22 protein-coding genes are annotated in these 22,628 nt (G+C 53.1%); 12 read left to right on the top strand and 10 right to left on the bottom strand.

Features of this window, described 5'->3' with window-relative positions; translation table 11 throughout:
• Positions 1 to 80: 80 nt before the first annotated feature.
• Positions 81 to 464: a fluoride efflux transporter CrcB gene (gene crcB / locus ABVM99_RS11970; protein ID WP_000939753.1), complete on the top strand. Its 384-nt coding sequence runs from the start codon at positions 81 to 83 to the stop codon at positions 462 to 464.
• Between the two features lie 57 nt (positions 465 to 521).
• Here crcB and cspE read toward each other — a convergent pair whose 3' ends face one another.
• Both cspE and pagP read right to left on the bottom strand, forming a co-directional pair.
• Entirely contained in the window at positions 522 to 731 is a 210-nt protein-coding gene (gene cspE, locus ABVM99_RS11965; protein ID WP_000034826.1) for a transcription antiterminator/RNA stability regulator CspE, read from the bottom strand.
• A gap of 187 nt (positions 732 to 918) precedes the next feature.
• On the bottom strand, positions 919 to 1,491 hold the full coding sequence (gene pagP, locus ABVM99_RS11960; RefSeq protein WP_001623090.1) for a lipid IV(A) palmitoyltransferase PagP: 573 nt from the start codon (positions 1,489 to 1,491) through the stop codon (positions 919 to 921).
• A gap of 377 nt (positions 1,492 to 1,868) precedes the next feature.
• On the opposite strand from pagP, the gene dcuC reads away from it, so the two are divergent.
• Positions 1,869 to 3,254 carry an anaerobic C4-dicarboxylate transporter DcuC gene (gene dcuC, locus ABVM99_RS11955; RefSeq protein ID WP_000958619.1) on the top strand — a complete coding sequence of 462 codons (1,386 nt, stop codon included), beginning with the start codon at positions 1,869 to 1,871 and terminating at the stop codon, positions 3,252 to 3,254.
• A gap of 53 nt (positions 3,255 to 3,307) precedes the next feature.
• On the opposite strand, the gene dpiA is transcribed toward dcuC, so the two are convergent.
• Positions 3,308 to 3,988, bottom strand: a complete 681-nt coding sequence (gene dpiA / locus ABVM99_RS11950; RefSeq protein ID WP_000138779.1) for a two-component response regulator DpiA — start codon at positions 3,986 to 3,988, stop codon at positions 3,308 to 3,310.
• Complete coding sequence (gene dpiB, locus ABVM99_RS11945; RefSeq protein ID WP_000121823.1) at positions 3,957 to 5,618, bottom strand: sensor histidine kinase DpiB; 1,662 nt, start codon at positions 5,616 to 5,618, stop codon at positions 3,957 to 3,959. Before dpiB ends, dpiA begins: the two co-directional genes overlap by 32 nt.
• A gap of 385 nt (positions 5,619 to 6,003) precedes the next feature.
• Here dpiB and citC point away from each other — a divergent pair, with 385 nt between their 5' ends.
• The 9 genes from citC (at position 6,004) to rnk (ending at position 14,302) form a co-directional block, all read left to right on the top strand.
• Entirely contained in the window at positions 6,004 to 7,080 is a 1,077-nt protein-coding gene (gene citC, locus ABVM99_RS11940; RefSeq protein ID WP_023195552.1) for a [citrate (pro-3S)-lyase] ligase, read from the top strand.
• Positions 7,077 to 7,373: a citrate lyase acyl carrier protein gene (citD, locus tag ABVM99_RS11935; RefSeq protein ID WP_000700679.1), complete on the top strand. Its 297-nt coding sequence runs from the start codon at positions 7,077 to 7,079 to the stop codon at positions 7,371 to 7,373. The genes citC and citD overlap by 4 nt, the downstream gene beginning before the upstream one ends.
• Positions 7,370 to 8,278 (top strand): citrate (pro-3S)-lyase subunit beta, encoded by a 909-nt coding sequence (citE, locus tag ABVM99_RS11930; RefSeq protein WP_000622342.1) that lies wholly within the window; start codon positions 7,370 to 7,372, stop codon positions 8,276 to 8,278. The genes citD and citE overlap by 4 nt, the downstream gene beginning before the upstream one ends.
• A gap of 9 nt (positions 8,279 to 8,287) precedes the next feature.
• Positions 8,288 to 9,817, top strand: a complete 1,530-nt coding sequence (citF, locus tag ABVM99_RS11925; RefSeq protein WP_000192334.1) for a citrate lyase subunit alpha — start codon at positions 8,288 to 8,290, stop codon at positions 9,815 to 9,817.
• Between the two features lie 3 nt (positions 9,818 to 9,820).
• Positions 9,821 to 10,372 carry a citrate lyase holo-[acyl-carrier protein] synthase gene (citX, locus tag ABVM99_RS11920; RefSeq protein ID WP_052938300.1) on the top strand — a complete coding sequence of 184 codons (552 nt, stop codon included), beginning with the start codon at positions 9,821 to 9,823 and terminating at the stop codon, positions 10,370 to 10,372.
• Positions 10,344 to 11,240, top strand: coding sequence for a triphosphoribosyl-dephospho-CoA synthase CitG (gene citG / locus ABVM99_RS11915; RefSeq protein ID WP_017441656.1), 897 nt, complete (start codon positions 10,344 to 10,346; stop codon positions 11,238 to 11,240). Before citX ends, citG begins: the two co-directional genes overlap by 29 nt.
• Positions 11,241 to 11,277: 37 nt before the next feature.
• Entirely contained in the window at positions 11,278 to 12,741 is a 1,464-nt protein-coding gene (citT, locus tag ABVM99_RS11910) for a citrate/succinate antiporter CitT (RefSeq protein ID WP_000059028.1), read from the top strand.
• 109 nt (positions 12,742 to 12,850) lie between these two features.
• Complete coding sequence (rna, locus tag ABVM99_RS11905; RefSeq protein ID WP_001092586.1) at positions 12,851 to 13,657, top strand: ribonuclease I; 807 nt, start codon at positions 12,851 to 12,853, stop codon at positions 13,655 to 13,657.
• Positions 13,658 to 13,891: 234 nt separating this feature from the next.
• Positions 13,892 to 14,302, top strand: coding sequence for a nucleoside diphosphate kinase regulator (gene rnk / locus ABVM99_RS11900; RefSeq protein ID WP_000089748.1), 411 nt, complete (start codon positions 13,892 to 13,894; stop codon positions 14,300 to 14,302).
• Positions 14,303 to 14,384: 82 nt separating this feature from the next.
• On the opposite strand, the gene ABVM99_RS11895 is transcribed toward rnk, so the two are convergent.
• Entirely contained in the window at positions 14,385 to 15,623 is a 1,239-nt protein-coding gene (locus ABVM99_RS11895; protein ID WP_000646110.1) for a zinc-dependent alcohol dehydrogenase, read from the bottom strand.
• A gap of 222 nt (positions 15,624 to 15,845) precedes the next feature.
• Here ABVM99_RS11895 and uspG point away from each other — a divergent pair, with 222 nt between their 5' ends.
• On the top strand, positions 15,846 to 16,274 hold the full coding sequence (uspG, locus tag ABVM99_RS11890) for a universal stress protein UspG (RefSeq protein WP_000278499.1): 429 nt from the start codon (positions 15,846 to 15,848) through the stop codon (positions 16,272 to 16,274).
• A gap of 67 nt (positions 16,275 to 16,341) precedes the next feature.
• On the opposite strand, the gene ABVM99_RS11885 is transcribed toward uspG, so the two are convergent.
• The 5 genes from ABVM99_RS11885 to ahpF form a co-directional block, all read right to left on the bottom strand.
• Positions 16,342 to 17,109 carry a dimethyl sulfoxide reductase anchor subunit family protein gene (locus ABVM99_RS11885; protein WP_023195551.1) on the bottom strand — a complete coding sequence of 256 codons (768 nt, stop codon included), beginning with the start codon at positions 17,107 to 17,109 and terminating at the stop codon, positions 16,342 to 16,344.
• On the bottom strand, positions 17,109 to 17,666 hold the full coding sequence (locus ABVM99_RS11880) for a 4Fe-4S dicluster domain-containing protein (protein WP_001250381.1): 558 nt from the start codon (positions 17,664 to 17,666) through the stop codon (positions 17,109 to 17,111). Before ABVM99_RS11880 ends, ABVM99_RS11885 begins: the two co-directional genes overlap by 1 nt.
• A complete protein-coding gene (locus ABVM99_RS11875; RefSeq protein WP_017441654.1) occupies positions 17,663 to 19,942 on the bottom strand; it encodes a molybdopterin-dependent oxidoreductase in 2,280 nt (759 codons plus the stop codon). The genes ABVM99_RS11880 and ABVM99_RS11875 overlap by 4 nt, the downstream gene beginning before the upstream one ends.
• The gene (locus ABVM99_RS11870; RefSeq protein WP_023195550.1) at positions 19,935 to 20,495 is read right to left on the bottom strand and encodes a molecular chaperone; all 561 of its coding nucleotides are present in this window, start codon (positions 20,493 to 20,495) and stop codon (positions 19,935 to 19,937) included. Before ABVM99_RS11870 ends, ABVM99_RS11875 begins: the two co-directional genes overlap by 8 nt.
• A gap of 332 nt (positions 20,496 to 20,827) precedes the next feature.
• Positions 20,828 to 22,393, bottom strand: coding sequence for an alkyl hydroperoxide reductase subunit F (gene ahpF, locus ABVM99_RS11865; protein WP_000887644.1), 1,566 nt, complete (start codon positions 22,391 to 22,393; stop codon positions 20,828 to 20,830).
• Positions 22,394 to 22,628 lie beyond the last annotated feature (235 nt).

The raw sequence follows: 22,628 nt of genomic DNA, 5'->3' as shown, positions 1-22,628 counted from the left end.
ACACCTCTGTCAGGACTCGCCAATTATGCGTGTTCGGCGTTACACTCCTCCTGTATAGCAATTAAATAAAGGATTCGGCAGTGTTACAGCTTCTTTTAGCAGTTTTTATCGGCGGTGGAACGGGGAGCGTAGCCCGGTGGATGCTAAGTATGCGTTTTAATCCGCTTCATCAGGCGATTCCCATCGGTACGCTAACAGCAAATTTGCTTGGCGCGTTTATTATCGGCATGGGGTTCGCCTGGTTTAACCGCATGACACATATCGATCCGATGTGGAAAGTGCTCATCACAACCGGCTTTTGCGGCGGCCTGACGACCTTTTCTACTTTTTCTGCTGAAGTGGTATTCTTGCTGCAAGAGGGGCGCTTTGGCTGGGCGCTGCTGAATGTGCTGATTAACCTGTTGGGTTCGTTTGCCATGACGGCGCTGGCATTCTGGCTATTTTCCGCCGCCGCAGCGCGTTAAGCGCAAAAAAAACCCGCCGAAAGGGCGGGTTTTGAAATCTTGCTGTCGGACGTATGCTTACAGAGCAGTTACGTTTGCAGCGGAAGGGCCTTTGGCACCGTTAGTGATTTCGAACTCTACGCGCTGACCTTCAGCCAGAGTTTTAAAACCATTGGTCTGGATTGCAGAGAAGTGTACGAACACGTCTTTGCTGCCATCTTCCGGAGTAATGAAACCGAATCCTTTGGATTCATTAAACCACTTAACGTTACCTTTAATCTTAGACATCAAAATTACCTTTACATGAAAAATAGACACAAATGCTGTGTCGGATACCAGTACAACAATTGTGATGCATTTTGTCCAGTCGAACTTTGCGAAAAAGTGATAAATATCGCGTTAATTTTTAGCTAACCCTATCTACTTATTGTTTTTTAAGGATTTTTAATTCACAACTGAAGCATGCCCTTCCCCGTCAAAACTGGAAACGCATCCAGGCGAAATAGACGTTTCCGTTGTTATACGAGCCCGGAATGTAGGTCATCTGAAAGGTAGCGGGCCCATAGCCTATCGACGCTAAAGGCAACAGCACAGGGATGGGAATATAATTCCAGTTGTCGCGCGCGGTAACGCCTGCGGTAAAGCCCAGTCCCAGACGAAAATTATCGTCTTCCAGCGGTCGCCAGGTTTTTTCCCAGCCATAACCGCCTATGGGTTCCCATTTGTTAAATGAATCTTTAAAGGCCATCATATAGAGGCCATGCCAGTTGCCTTTGTCGTCCCAGCGCGACTGACCAAAACCAACGCCCCACGGCCGCTCGTTATAGCGATCCGTTTTCTCTTTATCGTAGGCAAAGCGCGCATGCCAGGTAATGGCGGGGACATACAAATCATAATGCTCAGGCTGTCGCCACGTTTCTGCGACGTTATCGGTAAACGTGTTAAACCACCCTTTATCCGCCGCAGAGACTGAAGGAATAGCCAGCCATGGCATAACAAGGAGAGCAATAATAAGAAAATACTTTCTGATAATCATCACAACAGCCATACCGTTCAAAAATTCGACTGTGATAATAACAACATTAACCTGAATAAAATCTTAACAAACTATAAACAGAGAATAATCTGAGAAAGTATCGGGTTAACGGCGTTTGATTTAGCACTCAGAACCGTCGCGCGCTCCTTAATAAGCTTTCACAAAAACACAAAACAAAGCACAACAAACAAAACAATAAAATAACAATAAATTAATACTTATAGCGCTACAGAAAATTCGTATAAGCATATTTCATCTTTAGCGATGACATGAAAAAATAACCGCGCCGTGATTTTAATCAGTAAGGCGCCATCCTTTATTCGGTACATTTTTATACCACTTTTGTGGCTCTTATTTTTACTCTGGGTGTCGATAAGACAGGGGAAACAATGCTAACAGTTATAGAACTCCTTATCGGAGTCGTCGTTATTGTGGGTGTAGCGCGCTACATCATTAAGGGATATTCCGCCACTGGCGTTTTATTTGTCGGCGGTCTGGTTCTGCTTATTATCAGCGCGCTGATGGGGCATAAGGTATTACCTGCCAGCGAAACCAGTACCGGCTATACCGCAACAGATATTGTTGAATACATCAAAATTTTGCTTATGAGTCGTGGCGGCGATCTTGGCATGATGATCATGATGCTGTGCGGCTTTGCCGCTTATATGACGCATATCGGCGCGAATGATATGGTCGTGAAGCTGGCGTCGAAACCTTTACAGTACATAAACTCGCCCTACCTGTTGATGATTGCCGCCTATTTTGTCGCCTGCCTGATGTCGCTGGCCGTCTCTTCCGCGACGGGGCTTGGCGTACTGCTCATGGCTACTCTCTTCCCGGTGATGGTCAACGTCGGCATTAGCCGCGGCGCGGCGGCGGCTATTTGCGCCTCTCCGGCCGCCATCATCCTCTCGCCAACGTCTGGCGATGTGGTTTTAGCCGCAAAAGCGGCGGAGATGCCGTTAATCGATTTCGCGTTCAAAACCACGCTGCCGATTTCCATCGCCGCCATTATCGGTATGGCGATTGCGCACTTTTTCTGGCAACGCTATCTGGATAAAAAAGAGAACATTTCACATGAGATGCTGGACGTGGCGGAGATTACCACCACGGCCCCGGCGTTTTATGCTCTTTTGCCGTTCACGCCCATTATCGGCGTACTGATTTTTGACGGTAAATGGGGGCCGCAGTTGCACATTATTACCATTCTGGTGATCTGTATGCTGCTGGCCGCCGTGCTGGAATTCGTGCGCGGCTTCAACACGCAAAATGTGTTTTCCGGCCTGGAAGTGGCTTATCGCGGCATGGCGGATGCGTTTGCCGGCGTTGTGATGCTGCTGGTCGCGGCGGGCGTTTTCGCCCAGGGGCTGAGCACCATTGGCTTTATCCAAAGTCTGATCTCGATTGCCACTTCTTTTGGCTCCGCCAGCATTATTCTGATGCTGGTCTTAGTGATTTTAACCATGCTGGCCGCGATGACCACCGGTTCAGGCAATGCGCCTTTTTACGCCTTTGTTGAGATGATCCCTAAACTGGCGCACTCCTCCGGCATCAACCCAGCCTATTTATCCATCCCAATGCTGCAAGCCTCAAACCTGGGGCGCACGATTTCGCCGGTCTCCGGCGTCGTAGTCGCTGTCGCCGGGATGGCTAAAATATCACCGTTTGAAGTGGTGAAGCGCACGTCCGTTCCGGTCATCGTCGGTCTGTTGATCGTCATTATCGCCACGGAAATTATGGTGCCAGGCGCCTCTTCCGCCGTTACTGGCGGCTAATAGCCGGTAAGCCGGGGCGAGGGAAAACATCGCCCCGGCATCTTAAACCAGGCTTAGCCGCCGTGGTAAATACGCTGCGGCCTGCCCACTTTGCCATGAATAATCTCTGCGACAATCAGGTGCCGACTCGCGCAATATTCCAGGTAGCGTCGGGATGTGGTGCGGCTTATCGTTAAGGCCTGCGCGACCGTTTCAGCCGTATGGCGTACGGTTGGATCGGCAAACAGCTTCATCACCGCATTAAGGGTTAAGGCATCAATACCGGTCGGCAAATCCCCTTTCGGTTCGCCGCGCGCATAGGCGTTGAACATTTCATCTATCTGCTTCTGGCTTGCGCTATCCGCGCTCGCCAGCATACGTCTGCGCTGTTGATAGCGGGTCAGCGTCTGTCCCAAACGTTCATAAGCAATAGGTTTGACCAGATAATCAAACGCGCCGCTACGTACCGCTTCCGCTACCGTCTCCATGTCACTGGCGGCGGTCGTAAACACGACGCCGCCGGGATAGCGCGACTGCATTAATTCATGCAGCAGCGTAATCCCCTTCCCATCCGGCAGATAATTATCCAACAGAATTAATCCAGGTTTGAACCGGTCAATCATCATTCTCGCCTGCGCCAGATTGCCCGCCAGCCATATCTGCTTAAAGCCAGGAATATGGCGGATATATTCTGCGTGCATCTCCGCCAGCAGCGTTTCATCCTCAACGATCAATAGGGTTAATGGTTCTGTCATCGTTTTTTTTCACTTTCGGAAGGAATAAAGAAAATAAGGTGCCACAAGGATCATTGTCTTCCAGCGTAATGACCCCGCCACAGCGCCCCACATAACTTGCAATCAGATATAACCCGATACCATGCTCACCGGGTTCGTCGGTGCGGGTACTTACGCCCTGTTCAAAAATCTTTTCCCGCAGCGCTTCAGGAACGCCGCAGCCTTGGTCGGCGACCTCTATTACCACCTCGTCGCCCTCGTCGCTCAGGAAAAGTTCGATGGTATTGTCGCCTTCCTGTGTACGTAAACTCGCCTCAAACGCGTTATCCAGCAGATTCCCGACGATGGCGGCGAACTCCGTGCTATCCAGCCCCTCCGGCAGTTGATGTAGCTGGCTGCCGGGAACAATCACCATCTTGAGCCCCAGTTCACGCGCGCGCTGAACTTTGCCAAACAGCAAACCGGCCACCTGACGATCGGCGAAGGCGCCGCGTAAACTATCAATAAGTTGCTGCTGCGCCTGCGACTCACCCTGCACCATCTCTCTGACCCGATCATACTCTTTCATTTGCAGCAGGCCGTTCAGAGTCGACATCCAGTTCAGGTGCTCATGGCGTAGCGTGCGCAGGCTCTCAACATACTGTTTAATCTGGGTTAGCTGCGCGTTCAACGTCGCGATTTCATCTTTGCTGCGAAAACTAATAATAGCGCCCAGCAGCTCCTCGCCGGAACGGATAGCCTCACGATTGGCGATGACGCTCAGGCCATTGAAGTTGGCCATCACGTCCTGGCGTCTTTCTGCGATCTGGCAGGTAAAAAAGTCTGCCGGATTGACGACTTCCGCGATCAGCTTGCCCAGCCACTGACGCCCCGGCGACGGCAGCCCCAACATTTTTCTCGCACTGCGGTTAATCGCGGTAATATGTCCCTCCGGATCAACGGCGATCAGCCCTTCATAAACCGAGCTAAACAACGCCTCCTGCTGGCGTACCACGCGCGCAATCTGTTTCGGCTCCATGCCCAGCATTTGTCGGCGGATATGCGCGGCGAAAAACCAGGAAAGCAGCATTAATACCACCAGCAACAGGACAAAAACCCCCGCCATCGGTAATAAGAAGTCCAGCCGCCAGGAGTCGATTTTACTGACCAGATAGCCAATTGAAACAACGCCGATCACGTTGCCTTTGTTGTCAAAGATAGGCGTTTTGGCGCGCATCGCCATCCCTATTGAGCCCTTACCGGTAATGAAATAACTTTCTCCTCTTTCCAGCGCGCCGGGTTTCGTAAACTGCATGGGATAGCCGATTTTTTCCGGATTCGGATGGTAAAGCCGGATCGAGTGGCGATCGCCTATCACCACATAGTCAAAATCCGTCCCGCGCTGCAGTTTATTCGCAATTATCGCCAGGCGTTTATAGTCCCGGTTTTTTACGGCAGCGATAATGCTGTCGTTAGAAGCAATAATTTTTGCCTGATTCATCGCCATATCACGAACATGGGACGCCAGATAATCTTCGAAACTGGCAGACAAATATTGTGCTAACGCTGCCACGATGAAAACAGAAACCACCAGAATGAGCAGAAAAATACGTAACGGAAACGCGAGTTGCCGAAAAAAAGGAAACAGTTTTTTATTTTTCTGATAGGACATTAAGGTTCCTTATGGGCATTTCTCTTCAGATTTATCGCAAATGTAATAAAAATGTTTTCAGCATCATGAAGCATATAAAAACCAATCGTTACAGATTCCCCACATTAAATCAATTAAACAACTAAAACCCACCGCCGGAATGGTGATTAAATTAATTAAAAAACTTAAAACCATAAAACACTTAAAAACCATCTAACGCTTTGTGAAATAAATCAAAATTTACCACCAAAATACTCCTTACGATGTATACGTCAGTGAGAAAAAATAAATAACTCGTCATAAAAATACTCCCACTCTGACTGAAAAGAAAAAGTTATCAAGTTGCAACACAGCGCAACATATACAGAAAAGTGGCAACAAGCATATCACCAGGATATTTCTTACTATGTTTGGCAATAATGTATTCACTCGGGTAAAACGCTCTGAAAATAAAAAAATGGCGGAGATCGCTCACTTTCTCAAAGAGAATGATTTAAGCGTCGATACCACTGTAGAAGTGTTTATTACCGTCAGCCGTGATGACCGTCTTATTGCCTGCGGCGGTATTGCCGGAAATATCATTAAATGCGTGGCCATTAGCGAATCAGTACGCGGCGAAGGCTTAGCGTTAACGCTGGCGACGGAATTGATTAATCTCGCCTGGGAACGGCACTGCACCCATCTTTTTATTTATACCAAAACGGAATACGAAGCGCTGTTTAAACAGTGCAGCTTTTCGACGATAGCCAGCGTCCCTGGCGTGATGGTCTTAATGGAAAATAGCGCGACCCGGTTGAAACGGTATGCGGAATCGCTGGCGACATTACGTCATGAGGGAAAGAAAATTGGCTGTATTGTGATGAACGCCAATCCTTTCACGAACGGCCATCGCTATCTGATCCAACAGGCGGCGGCACAGTGCGACTGGCTGCATCTGTTCCTGGTCAAAGAAGATACGTCACGCTTTCCCTATGAAGACCGACTCGATCTGGTCCTTAAAGGGACCACCGATATCCCGCGCTTAACCGTTCACCGCGGCTCCGAATACATTATCTCTCGGGCGACGTTCCCCTGCTATTTCATTAAAGAGCAGAGCGTTATTAATCACTGTTATACCGAAATCGACCTGAAGATTTTTCGCCAGTATCTGGCGCCCGCGCTTGGCATCACACACCGCTTTGTCGGTACGGAGCCGTTTTGCACCGTTACCGCCCAGTACAACCTTGATATGCGTTTCTGGCTGAAGACGCCAACGCTTCCCGCCCCACCCATTACGCTGGTGGAAATAGAGCGGCTTTGCTTCCAGGAGACGCCGATATCCGCCTCCTGGGTACGCAAGCTGCTGGTTAAACACGATCTCACGGCTATCGCGCCGCTGGTTCCCGACGCCACCCTGCGCTATTTGCAGGGCATGGTCGAACGCCATCCGGGCAGCGCGGCAGCCCGTCAAAAGTCCCCCGTATTAGCAACAGGTGAAAAATGAAAATAAACCAGCTAGCCGTCGCAGGCACGCTTGAGTCCGGCGATGTGATGATACGCATTGCGCCGCTCGATACGCAGGATATTGACCTGCAAATCAACAGTAGCGTTGAAAAACAGTTTGGCGAGGCCATTCGCGCCACCATCCTGGAGGTGCTTTCTCGCTACGACGTGCGCGGCGTACAACTGAACGTCGATGATAAAGGCGCTCTGGACTGCATTTTGCGCGCCCGACTGGAAACGCTACTGGCGCGCGCCAGCGGTATTGCCGCTCTGCCCTGGGAGGATCGCCAATGATTTCCGCCTCTCTGCAACAACGTAAAACCCGCACCCGCCGCAGTATGTTATTCGTACCGGGCGCCAACGCAGCGATGGTGAGCAATTCGTTTATCTACCCGGCCGACGCGCTGATGTTCGACCTGGAAGACTCCGTTGCATTACGCGAAAAAGACGCGGCGCGCCGTCTGGTATATCACGCGCTGCAACATCCGCTTTACCGTGACGTCGAAACCATCGTCCGCGTGAATGCGCTGGACTCCGAATGGGGCGTCAACGATCTGGAAGCGGTCGTGCGCGGCGGCGCGGACGTGGTGCGTTTACCGAAAACCGACACTGCGCAGGACGTCATTGATATCGAAAACGAAATTCTGCGCATTGAAAACGCCTGCGGTCGCGAACCGGGCAGTACCGGCCTGTTAGCCGCCGTGGAATCGCCGCTGGGTATTACCCGCGCGGTAGAAATCGCCCACGCCTCTGAACGGTTGATCGGGATTGCGCTGGGCGCGGAAGACTATGTTCGCAACCTGCGCACCGAACGCTCTCCGGAAGGCACCGAACTGCTGTTCGCCCGCTGCGCCATTTTGCAGGCCGCGCGTTCCGCCGGCATTCAGGCCTTCGATACCGTCTATTCCGACGCCAACAACGAAGCCGGTTTCCTGCAAGAAGCCGCCCACATTAAACAGTTGGGCTTTGACGGTAAGTCACTGATCAACCCCCGCCAAATAGAACTGCTGCACAACCTTTATGCGCCGACGCGTAAAGAAGTCGCCCATGCGCGTCTGGTCGTTGAGGCCGCAGAAGCCGCCGCCCGCGAAGGTCTCGGCGTCGTTTCCCTTAACGGCAAGATGGTCGACAGCCCGGTGATTGAACGCGCCCGTCTGGTGCTCTCCCGTGCAGAACTTTCCGGTATTCGCGAAGAATAAGGCAAAAAAATGACGCAGAAAAATGAATCTCAACGCCAGGATCGCGTAGCCGCCTGGAGCCGTCACGCTGAAAGCGAACTGAGCGCTTACCAAAGTGCGGCAAAATTGGATCTACAAGCGCAAAAACCGCGCGACCACAAACTGTGCGCCAGCCTGGAAGAGGCCATCCGCCGTTCCGGTTTACGCGACGGCATGACGGTCTCCTTTCACCACGCGTTTCGCGGCGGCGATCTGACGATTAACCTGGTGATGGAAACCATCGCGAAGATGGGCTTCAAAAACCTGACCCTGGCCTCCAGTTCGCTGAGCGACTGCCATGCGCCGCTGGTTGAACACATTCGTAACGGGGTGGTCAGCCGCATCTACACGTCAGGCCTGCGCGGCCCGCTGGCGGAAGAAATTTCTCGCGGCTTGCTGGCTGAGCCGGTTCAGATTCACTCCCACGGCGGTCGTGTACATCTGGTACAAAGCGGCGAACTCAATATTGATGTTGCGTTTCTTGGCGTGCCCTCCTGCGATGAATTCGGTAATGCTAACGGTTATACCGGCAAAGCCTGTTGCGGTTCACTGGGCTACGCGATGGTGGATGCCGACAGCGCGAAGCAGGTCGTGATGCTGACGGAGCAACTGCTGCCGTATCCGCATAACCCGGCAAGCATCGCTCAGGATCAGGTTGATCTGATCGTGCAAATCGAAGAAGTCGGTGATGCAAACAAAATCGGCGCTGGCGCGACCCGCATGACCACTAATCCGCGTGAACTGCTGATCGCCCGCAGCGCGGCGGAAGTCATTGCTCACTCCGGCTACTTCAACGAAGGTTTCTCCCTGCAAACCGGCACCGGCGGCGCATCGCTGGCGGTCACCCGCTTCCTGGAAGACAAAATGCGTAGCCGCAACATTGTGGCTAATTTCGCGCTGGGCGGTATCACCGCCACCATGGTCGACCTGCATGAAAAGGGCTTAATCCGCAAACTGCTTGACGTGCAGAGCTTCGATCGTAACGCTGCGCAATCTTTGGCCCGCAACCCGAACCATATCGAAATCAGCGCTAACCAGTACGCCAACTGGGGCTCTAAAGGCGCTTCCGTCGACCGTCTGGACGTGGTGGTGCTGAGCGCGCTGGAAGTTGACACCCACTTTAATGTTAACGTGCTGACCGGCTCCGACGGCGTTCTACGCGGCGCGTCTGGCGGCCACTGCGATACCGCCGTCGCGGCGGCGCTGTCCATCATCGTCGCGCCGCTGGTGCGCGGTCGCATCCCAACGCTGGTTGATAACGTCACCACCTGCGTCACACCGGGCTCCAGCGTTGACATTCTGGTCACCGATCACGGTATCGCCGTCAATCCGGCGCGTCCGGAGCTGGCTGAACGCCTGAAAGCAGCGGGAATGAAAGTGGTATCGATTGAGTGGCTGCGCGAACGCGCGCAACTGCTTACCGGTCAGCCCCGCCCTATCGAATTCACCGACCGCGTGATTGCTGTCGTGCGTTATCGCGACGGTTCAGTGATCGATGTGGTGCATCAGGTGAAGGAATAAGCCATGCGCCTGTTTCCTGAACTCGCCACCTGTCACGACGTTTCTATTCCTGAGCTGCTCGCCAGCCGGGATGAGAGACAAGCAAGACAGCGCGCCTGGCTAACGCGCCACGCCACTCCACTGGTCTCCTTTACCGTGGTGGCGCCAGGCCCGATAAAAGACAGCGCGTTAACCCGCCGGATCTTTAATCACGGCGTGACTGCCCTGCACACGCTGGCAGAAGAGTATGGCTGGACCATCCGGGAGCAGGCTGCACTGGCTTCCGCCAGCGGGCCGGAAGGACTGCTGGCGATTGACGCGCCCGCTCAGGCGCTCAAACAGGCGACCATCGCGCTGGAACAGCGTTATCCACTGGGGCGCCTGTGGGATATCGATGTCCTGACGGCGGAAGGCGAAATACTCTCCCGCCGCCATTTCGCGCTTTCCGCTCGCCGCTGTCTGCTGTGCGGGCAAAGCGCGGCTGAATGCGCGCGGGGTAAAACCCACGCGCTGACTGATTTACTGATTCATATGGAGGCGCTGCTGCATGATGCCGATTCCCGCCAACCCGACTAACGCCTCCATTCAGCCTCAGTCGCTGTATGACGCCTGGGCCGATTTGGCCTGGCGCGCCATGCTGACCGAGGTAAATTTATCGCCAAAACCCGGTCTGGTAGACCGACTAAACTGCGGCGCGCACAAAGATATGGCGCTGGCGGATTTTCACCGCAGCGCGGAGGCGATTCGACACTGGCTGCCGCGCTTTATGGAATATGGCGCCAGCTGCACGCGCCTGCCGCCAGAGTCGGTTCTGGTGGGCCTGCGTCCATTGGGGATGGCCTGTGAAGCAGCGATGTTTCGCGCAACGGCGGGCGTCAATACCCATAAAGGCAGCATTTTCTCGCTGGGGTTACTGTGCGCCGCCATTGGCCGCCTGTATCAGCTACGCCAGCCGATCACCGCAGAAACACTCTGCGCTACCGCCGCCGATTTTTGCCGCGGCCTGACCACGCGCGAACTGCGCCAGAACAACCTACAGCTCACCGCAGGCCAGCGGCTGTATCAGCAACTGGGATTAACCGGCGCGCGCGGTGAAGCGGAAGCGGGCTATCCGCTGGTCATCCGCCACGCGTTGCCGCACTACCGCGCATTGCTGGCGCAGGGGCGCGATCCGGAACTGGCGCTGCTTGATACCTTACTGCTGCTGATGTCGCTTAACGGCGATACCAACGTCGCGTCGCGCGGCGGGGCGGACGGTCTGCGCTGGTTACAGCAGCAGGCTGCGGTCTTATTACATCAGGGCGGCATACGGACGCCTGACGATCTCGTTTATCTCCACCGGTTCGATCAGCAATGCATTGAACGCAATCTCAGCCCAGGCGGTAGCGCCGATCTGCTGATCGTGACCTGGTTTTTAGCGCAAATTTCGCAAGTTAATCATTAACACAATTATAGAAAATATCCTTTCCGGAGAGTCATTTATGTCTTTATCCAAAGATAATATATGGAAGTTGTTGGCCCCATTAGTGGTGATGGGCGTCATGTTGCTAATTCCTGTTCCAGATGGTATGCCGCCGCAGGCCTGGCACTATTTTGCGGTTTTCGTCGCGATGATTGTCGGTATGATCCTGGAGCCGATCCCGGCGACAGCGATCAGTTTTATCGCCGTAACCATTTGCGTTATCGGCAGCAATTACCTGCTATTTGACGCTTCAGAACTGGCCGATCCGGCGTTTAAAGCCAGTAAACAGGCGCTGAAATGGGGGCTTGCCGGTTTCTCCAGCACCACGGTCTGGCTGGTTTTCGGCGCGTTTATTTTCGCGCTGGGCTACGAAGTGACCGGGCTGGGGCGCCGCATTGCGCTGTTTCTGGTAAAATTCATGGGTAAACGCACGCTGACGCTCGGCTATGCGATTGTCATTATCGATATTTTGCTGGCGCCGTTTACTCCCTCCAATACGGCTCGTACCGGCGGGACTGTCTTCCCGGTCATCAAGAACCTGCCGCCGCTGTTTAAATCGTTTCCAAACGATCCTTCCGCACGCCGCATCGGCGGTTATTTGATGTGGATGATGGTGATCAGTACCAGCCTGAGCTCTTCGATGTTTGTCACTGGCGCGGCGCCAAACGTGTTAGGTCTGGAGTTCGTCAGCAAGATCGCCGGCGTCCAGATTAGCTGGCTGCAGTGGTTTCTCAGCTTTCTGCCGGTGGGGATTATTTTACTGATCGTTGCGCCGTGGCTCTCCTATGTACTTTATAAACCTGAAGTGACCCACAGTGCGGAAGTCGCGGCCTGGGCTGGCGGCGAGTTAAAAAACATGGGGCGTCTGTCCCGCAAAGAGTGGACGCTGATTGGCCTGGTGCTGCTTAGCTTAGGATTGTGGGTTTTTGGTGGAAAAATCATCAACGCCACTGCCGTGGGTCTGCTGGCCGTCTCGCTGATGCTGGCGCTGCATGTTGTGCCGTGGAAAGACATTACGCGCTACAACAGCGCCTGGAACACCCTGGTGAACCTCGCTACGCTGGTGGTCATGGCTAATGGCTTAACCCGCTCCGGCTTTATTGACTGGTTCGCCAATACCATGAGTACACATCTGGAAGGTTTCTCGCCGGATGCAACCGTCATTGTACTGGTACTGGTGTTCTATTTCGCGCACTACCTGTTCGCCAGCCTTTCCGCTCACACCGCGACCATGCTGCCGGTCATTCTGGCGGTGGGTAAAGGCATTCCGGGCGTTCCGATGGAACAACTGTGTATTCTGCTGGTGCTGTCTATCGGTATCATGGGCTGTCTGACGCCGTATGCCACCGGCCCTGGTGTGATTATCTACGGCTGCGGTTACGTGAAATCCAAAGACTACTGGCGGCTTGGCGCAATCTTTGGCGTTATCTATATCGCGATGCTGTTGCTGGTGGGCTGGCCGATTCTGGCAATGTGGAATTAAACATTACGCCAACGTAGGTTAAAAATGATGCCGTTCAGGTTCACCTGAGCGGCATTTTTTATGATTAAATGAGTAACATTCATAATGTGTATAAATTATCGAATTCATCATGAACACAATATGGCATTACAGTCCGCTGCTGGCTGTCCTCTTAACCCCAATTTTTGCCGCCAACGCCGACGAACTTCAGGCGCAACAGTACGGTGATTTCACTGACTATGTGCTGGCGCTTTCCTGGCAAACCGGTTTTTGTCAAAGCCAGCATGAACGCCGCCATCGGGAACCCGATGAGTGCCGTCTGCAAAAAGAGCCAGCCAACAAAGCAGACTTTCTGACCGTCCACGGCCTGTGGCCAGGATTACCCAAATCTATCGCCGCACGCGGTGTTGACCAGCGACGCTGGCAGCGCTTTGGTTGTGCGACGCGGCCAATCCCGAATCTGCCTGAAGTCAAGGCCAGCCGGAAATGCTCCGCCCCCGCCCCCGGACTTTCGCCTGACATCGCGGCAGCGCTTAAGGAAGTGATGCCCGGCGCGGGGGGGAATTCCTGTCTGGAGCGCTACGAATATGCCAAACATGGCGCCTGTTTCGGGTTTGATCCCAATGCCTATTTCGGCACCATGATACGGCTGGATAAGGCGATAAAAGACAGCGCGCTGGGGCAGTTTCTGGCGGATAATTACGGCAAAACCGTTAGCCGCGCTGAGTTTGATAGCGTCGTCGCACAAATGTGGGGCCAGGATAATGTCAAAGCCGTTAAAGTAAACTGCCATGGCAATCCCGCCTATTTAACAGAGATTCAGTTTTCATTAAAGGCGTCGATGATTAACGCCCCGCTCTCCTCTGCCTCATTCCAGCCGCAGCCGCATCCCGGCAACTGCGGGAAACAGTTTATTATCGATAAAGCCGGTTATTGACGAAGCAGAGGTTTAAAACCGTAGCCACATTTGAGAACACGCCCGAATGTAGACTAAAATTCACTCAGGGCTATGACGTTTGAGGATTTACCCGAATGTGAACTAAATCACTTCAAAGACGGGGTAAGTCTCAGTATCATCATGAGAGTTAAACCCTCGCCGCCAGACGGTGAGGGTTTTCTTTTGGGACCATTTACCTGCACTACTCGCAGTATCGATGACATGGAGTAAGAAATGTCCAGACCCACTATTATCATTAACGACCTTGACGCCGAACGTATTGATCGTCTTCTGGAACAGCCTGCGTATGCGGATCTGCCGATTGCCGACGCGCTCAACGCCGAACTGGATCGCGCGCAAATGTGTTCGCCACAAGAGATGCCGAACGATGTCGTCACCATGAACAGCCGCGTTAAATTCCGCAATTTGAGCGATGGTGAAACACGCGTGCGGACGCTGGTGTATCCCGCCAATATGACGGACAGCAGTACCCAGCTTTCGGTAATGGCGCCCGTCGGCGCGGCGTTGCTGGGACTGCGCGTCGGCGACACCATTCACTGGGAACTGCCGGGCGGCGCCTCCACCCATCTCGAAGTGCTGGAACTCGAATATCAGCCTGAAGCCGCGGGCGACTTCCTGCGTTAAACCATCTGCATAAGCGTTAATGCGTTTACACAGAGGATGCCTGCGCATCCTCTTTCCGTTAGCCCTTTCATTTCTGCCTGCTTCAGACAACGCCGCCTGGCATCGGGTTGACTACTCCCGTCGCCTGTTTCTGCGCCGCTTGTGCCGACGTCGCTCCCGGCACCAGGATAACCTTCCGGCACTCTTCTTCGCGTTTTTCGAAAATTTCGTAGCCGCGCGCCGCCTCTTCAAACGGCATATAGTGCGTGACAATCTCCTCCGGCTTCAGCAACCCTTTTTCAATAAGCGGTAATAATTCCCCCAGCCACGCGTGAACATGGGTTTGACCCATTTTAAAAGTTAGCCCCTTATCAAAGGCGTCGCCGAATAAAAAGCCGTGAATAAAACCGGCATACACGCCGGGCACGCTGACCACGCCGCCGCGTCTGACCGCCGCGATACATTGTCGCAGCGCTTTGCCGCTGCTGCCTTCCAGTTTAAGGTTCGTCAGCACCGTCTCCGTCATGCTGCCTTTCGCTTCAAAGCCTACGGCATCAATTACCGCGTCCACGCCGCGGTGTCCTGCCGTCTGCTCGATGATTTTTTCCGCCGGATCGTTCTCATCATCGAAGTTGATCGGTATCGCGCCGTAACGTTCTTCGGCGAAACGCAGGCGCCAGGCGTGGTGATCAACGACGAAGATCTGCTCCGCGCCCAGCAGTCGCGCACAGGCGATAGTCAGTAATCCTACCGGCCCTGCGCCAAAAACCGCCACGCTGGAACCTTGCTGAATCTGGGCATTTTTTGCCGCCTGCCAGGCGGTAGGCAAAATATCAGAAAGAAACAGCGCCTTATCGTCAGATAACAGCGGCGGCACCTTAAATGGACCAACATTACCTTTTGGCACGCGAACATATTCGGCCTGTCCGCCGGGAACGCCGCCATACAGATGGCTATACCCAAACAGCGCCGCCGGTGGCGGGATCTGTTTTTTATTCATCGCCGCGCCGTGTCCGTCGTTAGTGTTTTCACACGCTGAATATTGCTGTAGCCGACAGAAAAAGCAGTCACCACAGGCAATGACAAACGGGATAACGACCCGATCCCCTTTCTGAATATTCTTTACATCATGTCCGGTTTCCACCACTTCGCCCATAAATTCATGGCCGAAAATATCACCATGTTTTACCTGTGGGATCTTGCCGCGATAGAGATGCAAATCAGATCCGCAAATCGCGGTGGCGGTAACACGCAAAATGATATCGTCAGGCTGCTCAATGCCGGGATCGGGTACGTTTTCAACCTTTACGTGATGTGGACCATGATACGTCAATGCTTTCATGCAGCCTCCGGGGTAACGGTGAATGTTACGTTCGACTATAAAAGGGTAGCTATCCCGGAGAGACTGCCGGAAAAACATGCGGCTTTAGGATTTTTCCTGGAAAATACACGACTTTTTTAACGTCAGGTTGCCGCAATATTTAAAATTGCCAGACAAATAGCAGAAAGAAACATTATTATATGCTTGAATAAATTCAGTATTGATTAACAGGGAGTAACGGGTATGTATAAGACAATCATTATGCCGGTTGATGTTTTTGAAATGGAACTTAGCGATAAAGCCATTCGCCACGCTGAGTTTCTGGCGCAACAGGATGGCGTCATTCATCTGTTGCATGTACTGCCTGGGTCCGCGAGCATGAGCCTGCACCGCTTTGCCGCCGACGTGCGTCGCTTTGAAGAACATTTACAGCATGAGGCGGAAACGCGTCTGCAAACGATGGTGGGACACTTCAGTATCGATCCTTCACGAATTAAAACGCATGTTCGCTTTGGTAGCGTGCGCGATGTCGTCAATGAGATGGGCGAAGAACTGGATGCGGATGTCGTGGTAATCGGTTCGCGTAATCCGTCCATCACGACACACCTGTTGGGGTCTAACGCCTCAAGCGTGGTGCGCCATGCGACGCTGCCAGTATTGGTTGTGCGTTAACCCTGGTGGCTAAAAACTGACACGCCCTGCCAGGTCACGCCTGGCAGGGCTTTTTACTGCATCATCGTTAGTACAAATGCCCGATATTCACAATAGTACTCACCGTGTCGCCAAAAAAGACCAGCCGACTCAGAAATACGCCAACGAATAACAAGACGAACAGGAGTTTCGGGCGCGAATCACCGTGACGGCTGGCGACAAAAGCAAGCGCAAGGCAGACCAGGCTTGCCAGATAAAACGGGGAAGCCAGCCATGAACGCGCCGTCATCTGCATGACCGTTCCCCCGCTTAACCACATCAGCGGCGCCGCGATAAGTACCGCGATACACACCACAATTCCCTGGCGTAACGCAGGAACGGCAGGCCTGAGTTTTAACAGCGGAATCGCCGCGCAACCCATGACCCATACCGTAATAAAAAATAACAGCATGGTAAATCCATTAGCGATAGCCACCATCGCTGGCGCGGCGTAGGTCATTCCCTGCACCGCCACCAGTAACACGCCGAACACGGAGGCGATAAGAGCCATCGCTTTATGTCCCTTTGCCAGGAACGTTACGCCGACCGCTGCGCCAAACAACGTGGCGCCAAGGATTTCCCGACTTAACCAGGCATGTCGCAGGTTAATCAGCGCATTATAAGCGCGATCGGGATGCGCCAGATGCAGAATCGCGGCAATAGACGCCAGTGCCAGCACCAGCCCGGTGACCAACCAATAGAAACGCTGGCCTTCCACTTCACCACGCAGCGTACGCCATGTCAGTACCAAAGCCATCCCGACAGACATCTGGCTTAATACCGTAAAAAACACCAGCGGCAGTTCATATTTTTCCATTACTTGTCCTCCGGCTGCTTAGGCTGGCGCGCCAGAATAAAGCGCGTTCCTGGATTGAGCTGTGGCATATGCGGGAACCCTGGCGGATACTGCACCGCATTATCGGGCACAGGATCGGCATCCAAATCGATAATCGACAAGGCGCCCACCGGGCAGGCGTTTACGCACGCCGGATTCATACCGATATCAAGACGCTCGTAGCACATACTGCATTTTTCCGCTTTACGCGTCTCTTCATTAAAACGCGGCGCGCCATAAGGACAGTTACGAATACAGTTTTTACAGCCGATGCAGCGCTCAGGGTTATGCACCACCACGCCATCTTCACGTTTGGTATAGGCTTCGACCGGACAGGCGGCGACGCAGGCCGGATGTTCGCAGTGGTTACAGGCCAGCGAGTAAAACGCCCGCTCTTCATGTGGATAGATGTCTTTATCCAACGGATAAACGTAGCGCCAGAAGCGATCCGGCTCCAGTTGGTTAAAGCTTTTACACGCCATAGCACAGCCGCGGCAGCCGATGCACTTATCGCTATTCACTAAAAACGCACGTCTCATGCTACGGATTCCCCTTTACCGATCAATACAACGTCAGCAAACTGACTGTGGATAGCGGCGCCCGGCGCGCCAGTTTTCATCAGCCCCATATCAGCAGGCGTATCGGCCACGACGTTTTGCACGTTGTACTGCCGTTTCGGGAACCACGCTTCATACATCACCAGAAAATCTTCCGGCACGTTGGTGGTAACTTTTGCCCGCAGCTCAACTTCACCGGTGCCATTGAAAACTTTGACCAGATCGTTCTCGCTGATGCCTTTTTTTTGTGCGGAAGAAGGATGGATATAAACGAACGGTTCCGGGTAGAACACCTGCATCCAGTCCAGGTTGATAAACTGCGAGTGCAAGCCAAACTGCACGTGCGGCGTAAACAGATGGAAAGGCAGTTTGCTCTCGGCTTCCGGTTTGTATTCCGGCAGCGCGGTATGGCCGTTTTTCTCCGCCAGTTCAGATTTAAATTCATACTTGCCTGACGGCGTTTTGAATTTGCGGTCGTACCAGGCGGCAGAGCTTGGCAGAATCGCTTTTTTTGGCCCGTCCAGCAGATCGTCCCAGGAAGAGATGCCGAACATTTTCGCCATACCGTCGTTGAACTCCTGATCCAGCCAGCGCTTGTGATCGAACTCTTGCGGGAAGGTACAGGAACCCGGCGCCATCTTATTAATGGTGCGCGACAGCATGGTCGCGATTTCAAGGTCGCATTTTGCTTCATACATCGGCTTAATCGCCGGCTGATTAATGGAAAGCCAGTAGTGCCAGTAAGAAGCATCCACGTTCCACTCTTCAAACGCAGTGGTAACGGGCAGCACGATATCAGCGTGTTGCACCGTTTCGTTGAAGAACTGATCGGCGCAGACCACCATTTCCAGTTTTTCAAACGCTTTTTTCATCTTGCTGCGATCGAAATCCTGGGCAAACGGGTTTTTACAGGCGACCCACAGCATACGAACCGGCGGATCGTTGGCCTCCAGAATCCCCTGCGCCGTCTGGTTGATATTCAGAGAGCGATCGGAGTACTGCACGGCGTCGCTGCCAGCGGCAGCCCCGAATTCACTGGTGGTGCCCGCCGCTCCCGGTATGCCAATAGCGCCCACCGGCGGCTTCTGCAGCATGGCGTTATAGTTAAAGCCCCAGGTATGCAGATGGCCATAACGCGCGCCGCCGCCTTCGACACCGATGTTGCCGGTCATAGCGACAAAGGCATCGATAGCGCGAACGTTGGCGCCGCCGTTGACATGACGCTGCATCCCGTAACCAATCCAGACCGTGGCCGGCTTAACCGCCGTAAACTCTTCTGCCAGCTGGCGAATGACATCCGCAGACAGGCCGCAGATTTCTGCCGCCCATTCCACGGTGACGTTATTGCGCAGATAGGCTTCAAATTCCGGATAGCCGTGAGCGTCGTTGTTGACAAAATCCTGATCCACCAAGCCTTTATCCACCAGATGACGCGCCATCCCCAGCGCCAGCGCGCCGTCTGAGCCAGGCCGTACGCGCAGGTAGAGATCGGCTTTGGCGGCAGTCTGCGACAGCAGCGGGTCGATAACCACGACCTTCGCCCCTTTCTCGCGCGCCTGATAGATGTACTTCATGCTATGCATTGAGCACCAGGCCGGGTTGGCGCCCCAGATAATGATGTATTTCGCTTTCACCATATCTTCCGGGTCGTTACACCACATGTCGCCCATGTCGTAGTTTTGCGCGTCGATACCGGCAGGCCAGCACGGCGTACCGGCAAAACGGGTGGTGTAGCCAAGCGAGGACATCATCCCTTCAACGGCATAGTTCAGCACGCCAAACTTACCGGAATATTTGGTCAGCGCCAGACCGAGCATAGAACCGTCTTTTTTCTTAATCTCCAGCATTTTGGCGGCAATGCGCTGCATCGCCTCTTCCCATGAGATGCGACGCCAGTTGCCGCTACCGCGAACGTCCTGCGCCATGGGATATTTAATACGATCGGGGCTATAAACCCGGCGCGGATAGCTTAACCCTTTGACGCAAGGGGTACCGTGAGTAAATGTTGATTCCGGCGCACCTTCCACGAAAGTAATGACCCCGTCCTTTACCCACGTCTTGAGGCTACAGGTGTCATAGCAGTTACGCGGACACGCGTTACGATAAATTTTGTACGTTTTAGGGTTAAAGGGAACAGGCGGCTGCGCAAGCGCGCATCGGGAGGTCAGTAATCCTCCGGGTAAAGCCGCAACGGCGCCCAGTGCCACTATCCCCTTTAAAAAAGAACGTCTGTTCAGATGTCCTGTCTCATTACTCATATTGATACTCTCGTTTTAATTCATCAAACCAATAAAATAAGATATCCGCCACCGTATATAACGTGGTCGTTTGTGCATGAGTTTTTATTTTTTCGATATATAATGGCACCCACTTTGTTAAATAGTTATTGATATATTGAGTGAGAGTAGATCGGTATTGTGACGTTTGCCGGGTATTAGCCAGTAATAGTGTGGTCAATTCCAGCACGCAGGAAATATGATCGTCAGGAATATTGCTCCCCTGATTAACCGATAATCCCAACGCTGCCATAAACTCCCGCATCTCCAGCGTCGCCTTTCCCATCACCAGCGCATCATCTTCCAGATACACTGAAGCGAAAGGCGCAGCCAGCAGCTTGCCAGGACCGACGAATAGCGCATTAAAGTCATACTCCGCCTCCAGCCACGCCCGATCGGTAAGGTTTACCGCAGCAGTGGGATTTAATCTCACGTAGGCAGATTTCAGTGAACGACTATCATGAGAATTAAAAAAATCACGCAATGTAAGCCCTGTTTTTTCTAATTCCGTCAGTGATTCATAGATTGAATCCATGAATAAATAACCTCACATACAAATGCAATATAAATCAAGAAAAAAGAATGGGCATGTTAGCGGAAGCGCTTAATCTTTCTTTGATAAAAAAACAGAAAAATTCCAGTTAAATCCGTAGAAGGCTTTTTTATTGTTTCAAAGTTTAAAAACAGAAGACCGTTGAAATAAAAAACCGTCTGTTATTAACAGACGGTTTCAGAGTATTGATAATGAAGAACGTGTTTTACCCGGCGGCGTTCCCCGGGCATAAACACCGCAGGCCCGAATAGCTTACACTATCGGGCCATTTACGATGGCCAGTTAACTGGCCTTGCAGGTGTGCTTACTTCTTTTTATGCGATTTTGGTACGAATCAGATAATCAAAGGCGCTCAACGAGGCTTTCGCCCCTTCGCCTGTGGCGATGATAATCTGTTTGTAAGGAACGGTGGTACAATCGCCTGCGGCGAAGACGCCCTTAACGCTGGTTTCACATTTGGCGTCAATAATGATCTCGCCCATGCGGTTACGCTCAAGCGCGCCTTCCAGCCAGTGGGTATTCGGCAACAGACCAATCTGCACAAAAATGCCTGCCAGCGCGACGCTATGAATATCGCCGCTGACACGGTCACGATACTCCAGCCCCACCACTTTCGAACCGTCGCCCTTCACTTCTGTCGTTTGCGCATTCAAAATGATATCGACATTTTTCAGGCTACGCACTTTGTCCTGTAGCACCTGGTCCGCCTTCATCTCCGGCGCGAACTCCAGCAACGTAACGTGTTCTACAATACCTGCCAGATCGATAGCCGCTTCAACGCCAGAGTTGCCGCCGCCGATGACCGCCACACGCTTCCCTTTAAATAACGGACCGTCGCAGTGCGGACAATAGGTGACGCCTTTGGTGCGATACTGATCCTCGCCCGGCACATTCATATTGCGCCATTTCGCGCCGGTGGCGATGATGATACTGCGCGCTTTCAATACTGCGCCGGACGCCGTTTCAATCTGATGCAGGCCGCCTTCTGTCGCGGCCGGAACCAGTTTACTTGCGCTCTGGCTGTCGATAACGTCAACGTCGTAATCGCTGACATGCGCTTTCAGCGCGCCCGCCAGTTTCTGGCCTTCGGTTTTCGGCACCGAGATATAGTTTTCGATATCCACGGTATCCAGCACCTGACCGCCGAAGCGCTCGCCCATCAGACCGGTACGGATGCCTTTGCGCGCCGAGTAGACCGCCGCCGCCGCGCCCGCCGGGCCGGAGCCGACAATCAGCACGTCATACGCATCGCGTTTGTTCAGCGCTTCCGCCGCGCGTTTTTCTGCGCCAGTATCCACTTTAGCGACAATCTCGGTCAGAGTCATACGTCCCTGGCCGAACTCTTTACCGTTGACAAACACCGCCGGAACGCCCATCACGTTACGTTCGGTGATTTCGTTCTGGAAGGTGCCGCCATCAATTGCCGTATGTTTAATACGCGGGTTCAGCACCGCCATCAGGTTCAGCGCCTGCACTACGTCCGGGCAGTTATGGCAGGAGAGTGAATAATAAGTTTCGAATTCAAAATCGCCGTCAATATCGCGAATCTGCTCCAGCAGCGACTGCGCTTCTTTTGACGGATGACCGCCGGTCCACAGCAGCGCCAAAACCAGCGAGGTAAATTCGTGGCCCAGCGGAGAACCGGCAAAGCGCGGCCCTTGCTGAGAACCTGGATTCGTAATCAGGAAAGACGGCTTGCGCACCGGCAGAGTATTGTCTTCTTTAAATGTGACTTTGTCGGACAGCTCGGCGATTTCAGCCAGCAGTTCCTTGATTTCCGCCGATTTAGCGCTGTCATCCAGCGTGGCAATCAGCTCAACAGGTTTGGTCAGTTTCTCAAGGTAAGCCCTGAGCTGGGTTTTCATATTTGTGTCGAGCATTCTTCTTCCCTCTCTGAAAACATCATCATGCAAGCCGACTTCGCGGGACTGCATTAATGCAACTTGCGTCATGGTGCTGAAATGAAATGGGCGCGGGTGCGCCCATGACTGAAACAATTTCCAAAGTATTTCACGTCAGAGTAAGGCGGCTAGCCTGAGAATCCCCGGGAGCTTACTGAAGTAAGTGACCGGGGTGAGCAGGCGACGCCAACGCAGCTATGGCGTGAAAGACGAC

The organism is Salmonella sp. SJTUF15591, assembly GCF_043356435.1.
In the GTDB taxonomy this organism is placed as follows: Bacteria; Pseudomonadota; Gammaproteobacteria; order Enterobacterales; family Enterobacteriaceae; genus Salmonella; species Salmonella enterica.
Note: the sequence above shows the minus strand (reverse complement) of the source record. Positions and strands in the feature narration are given on the sequence as shown.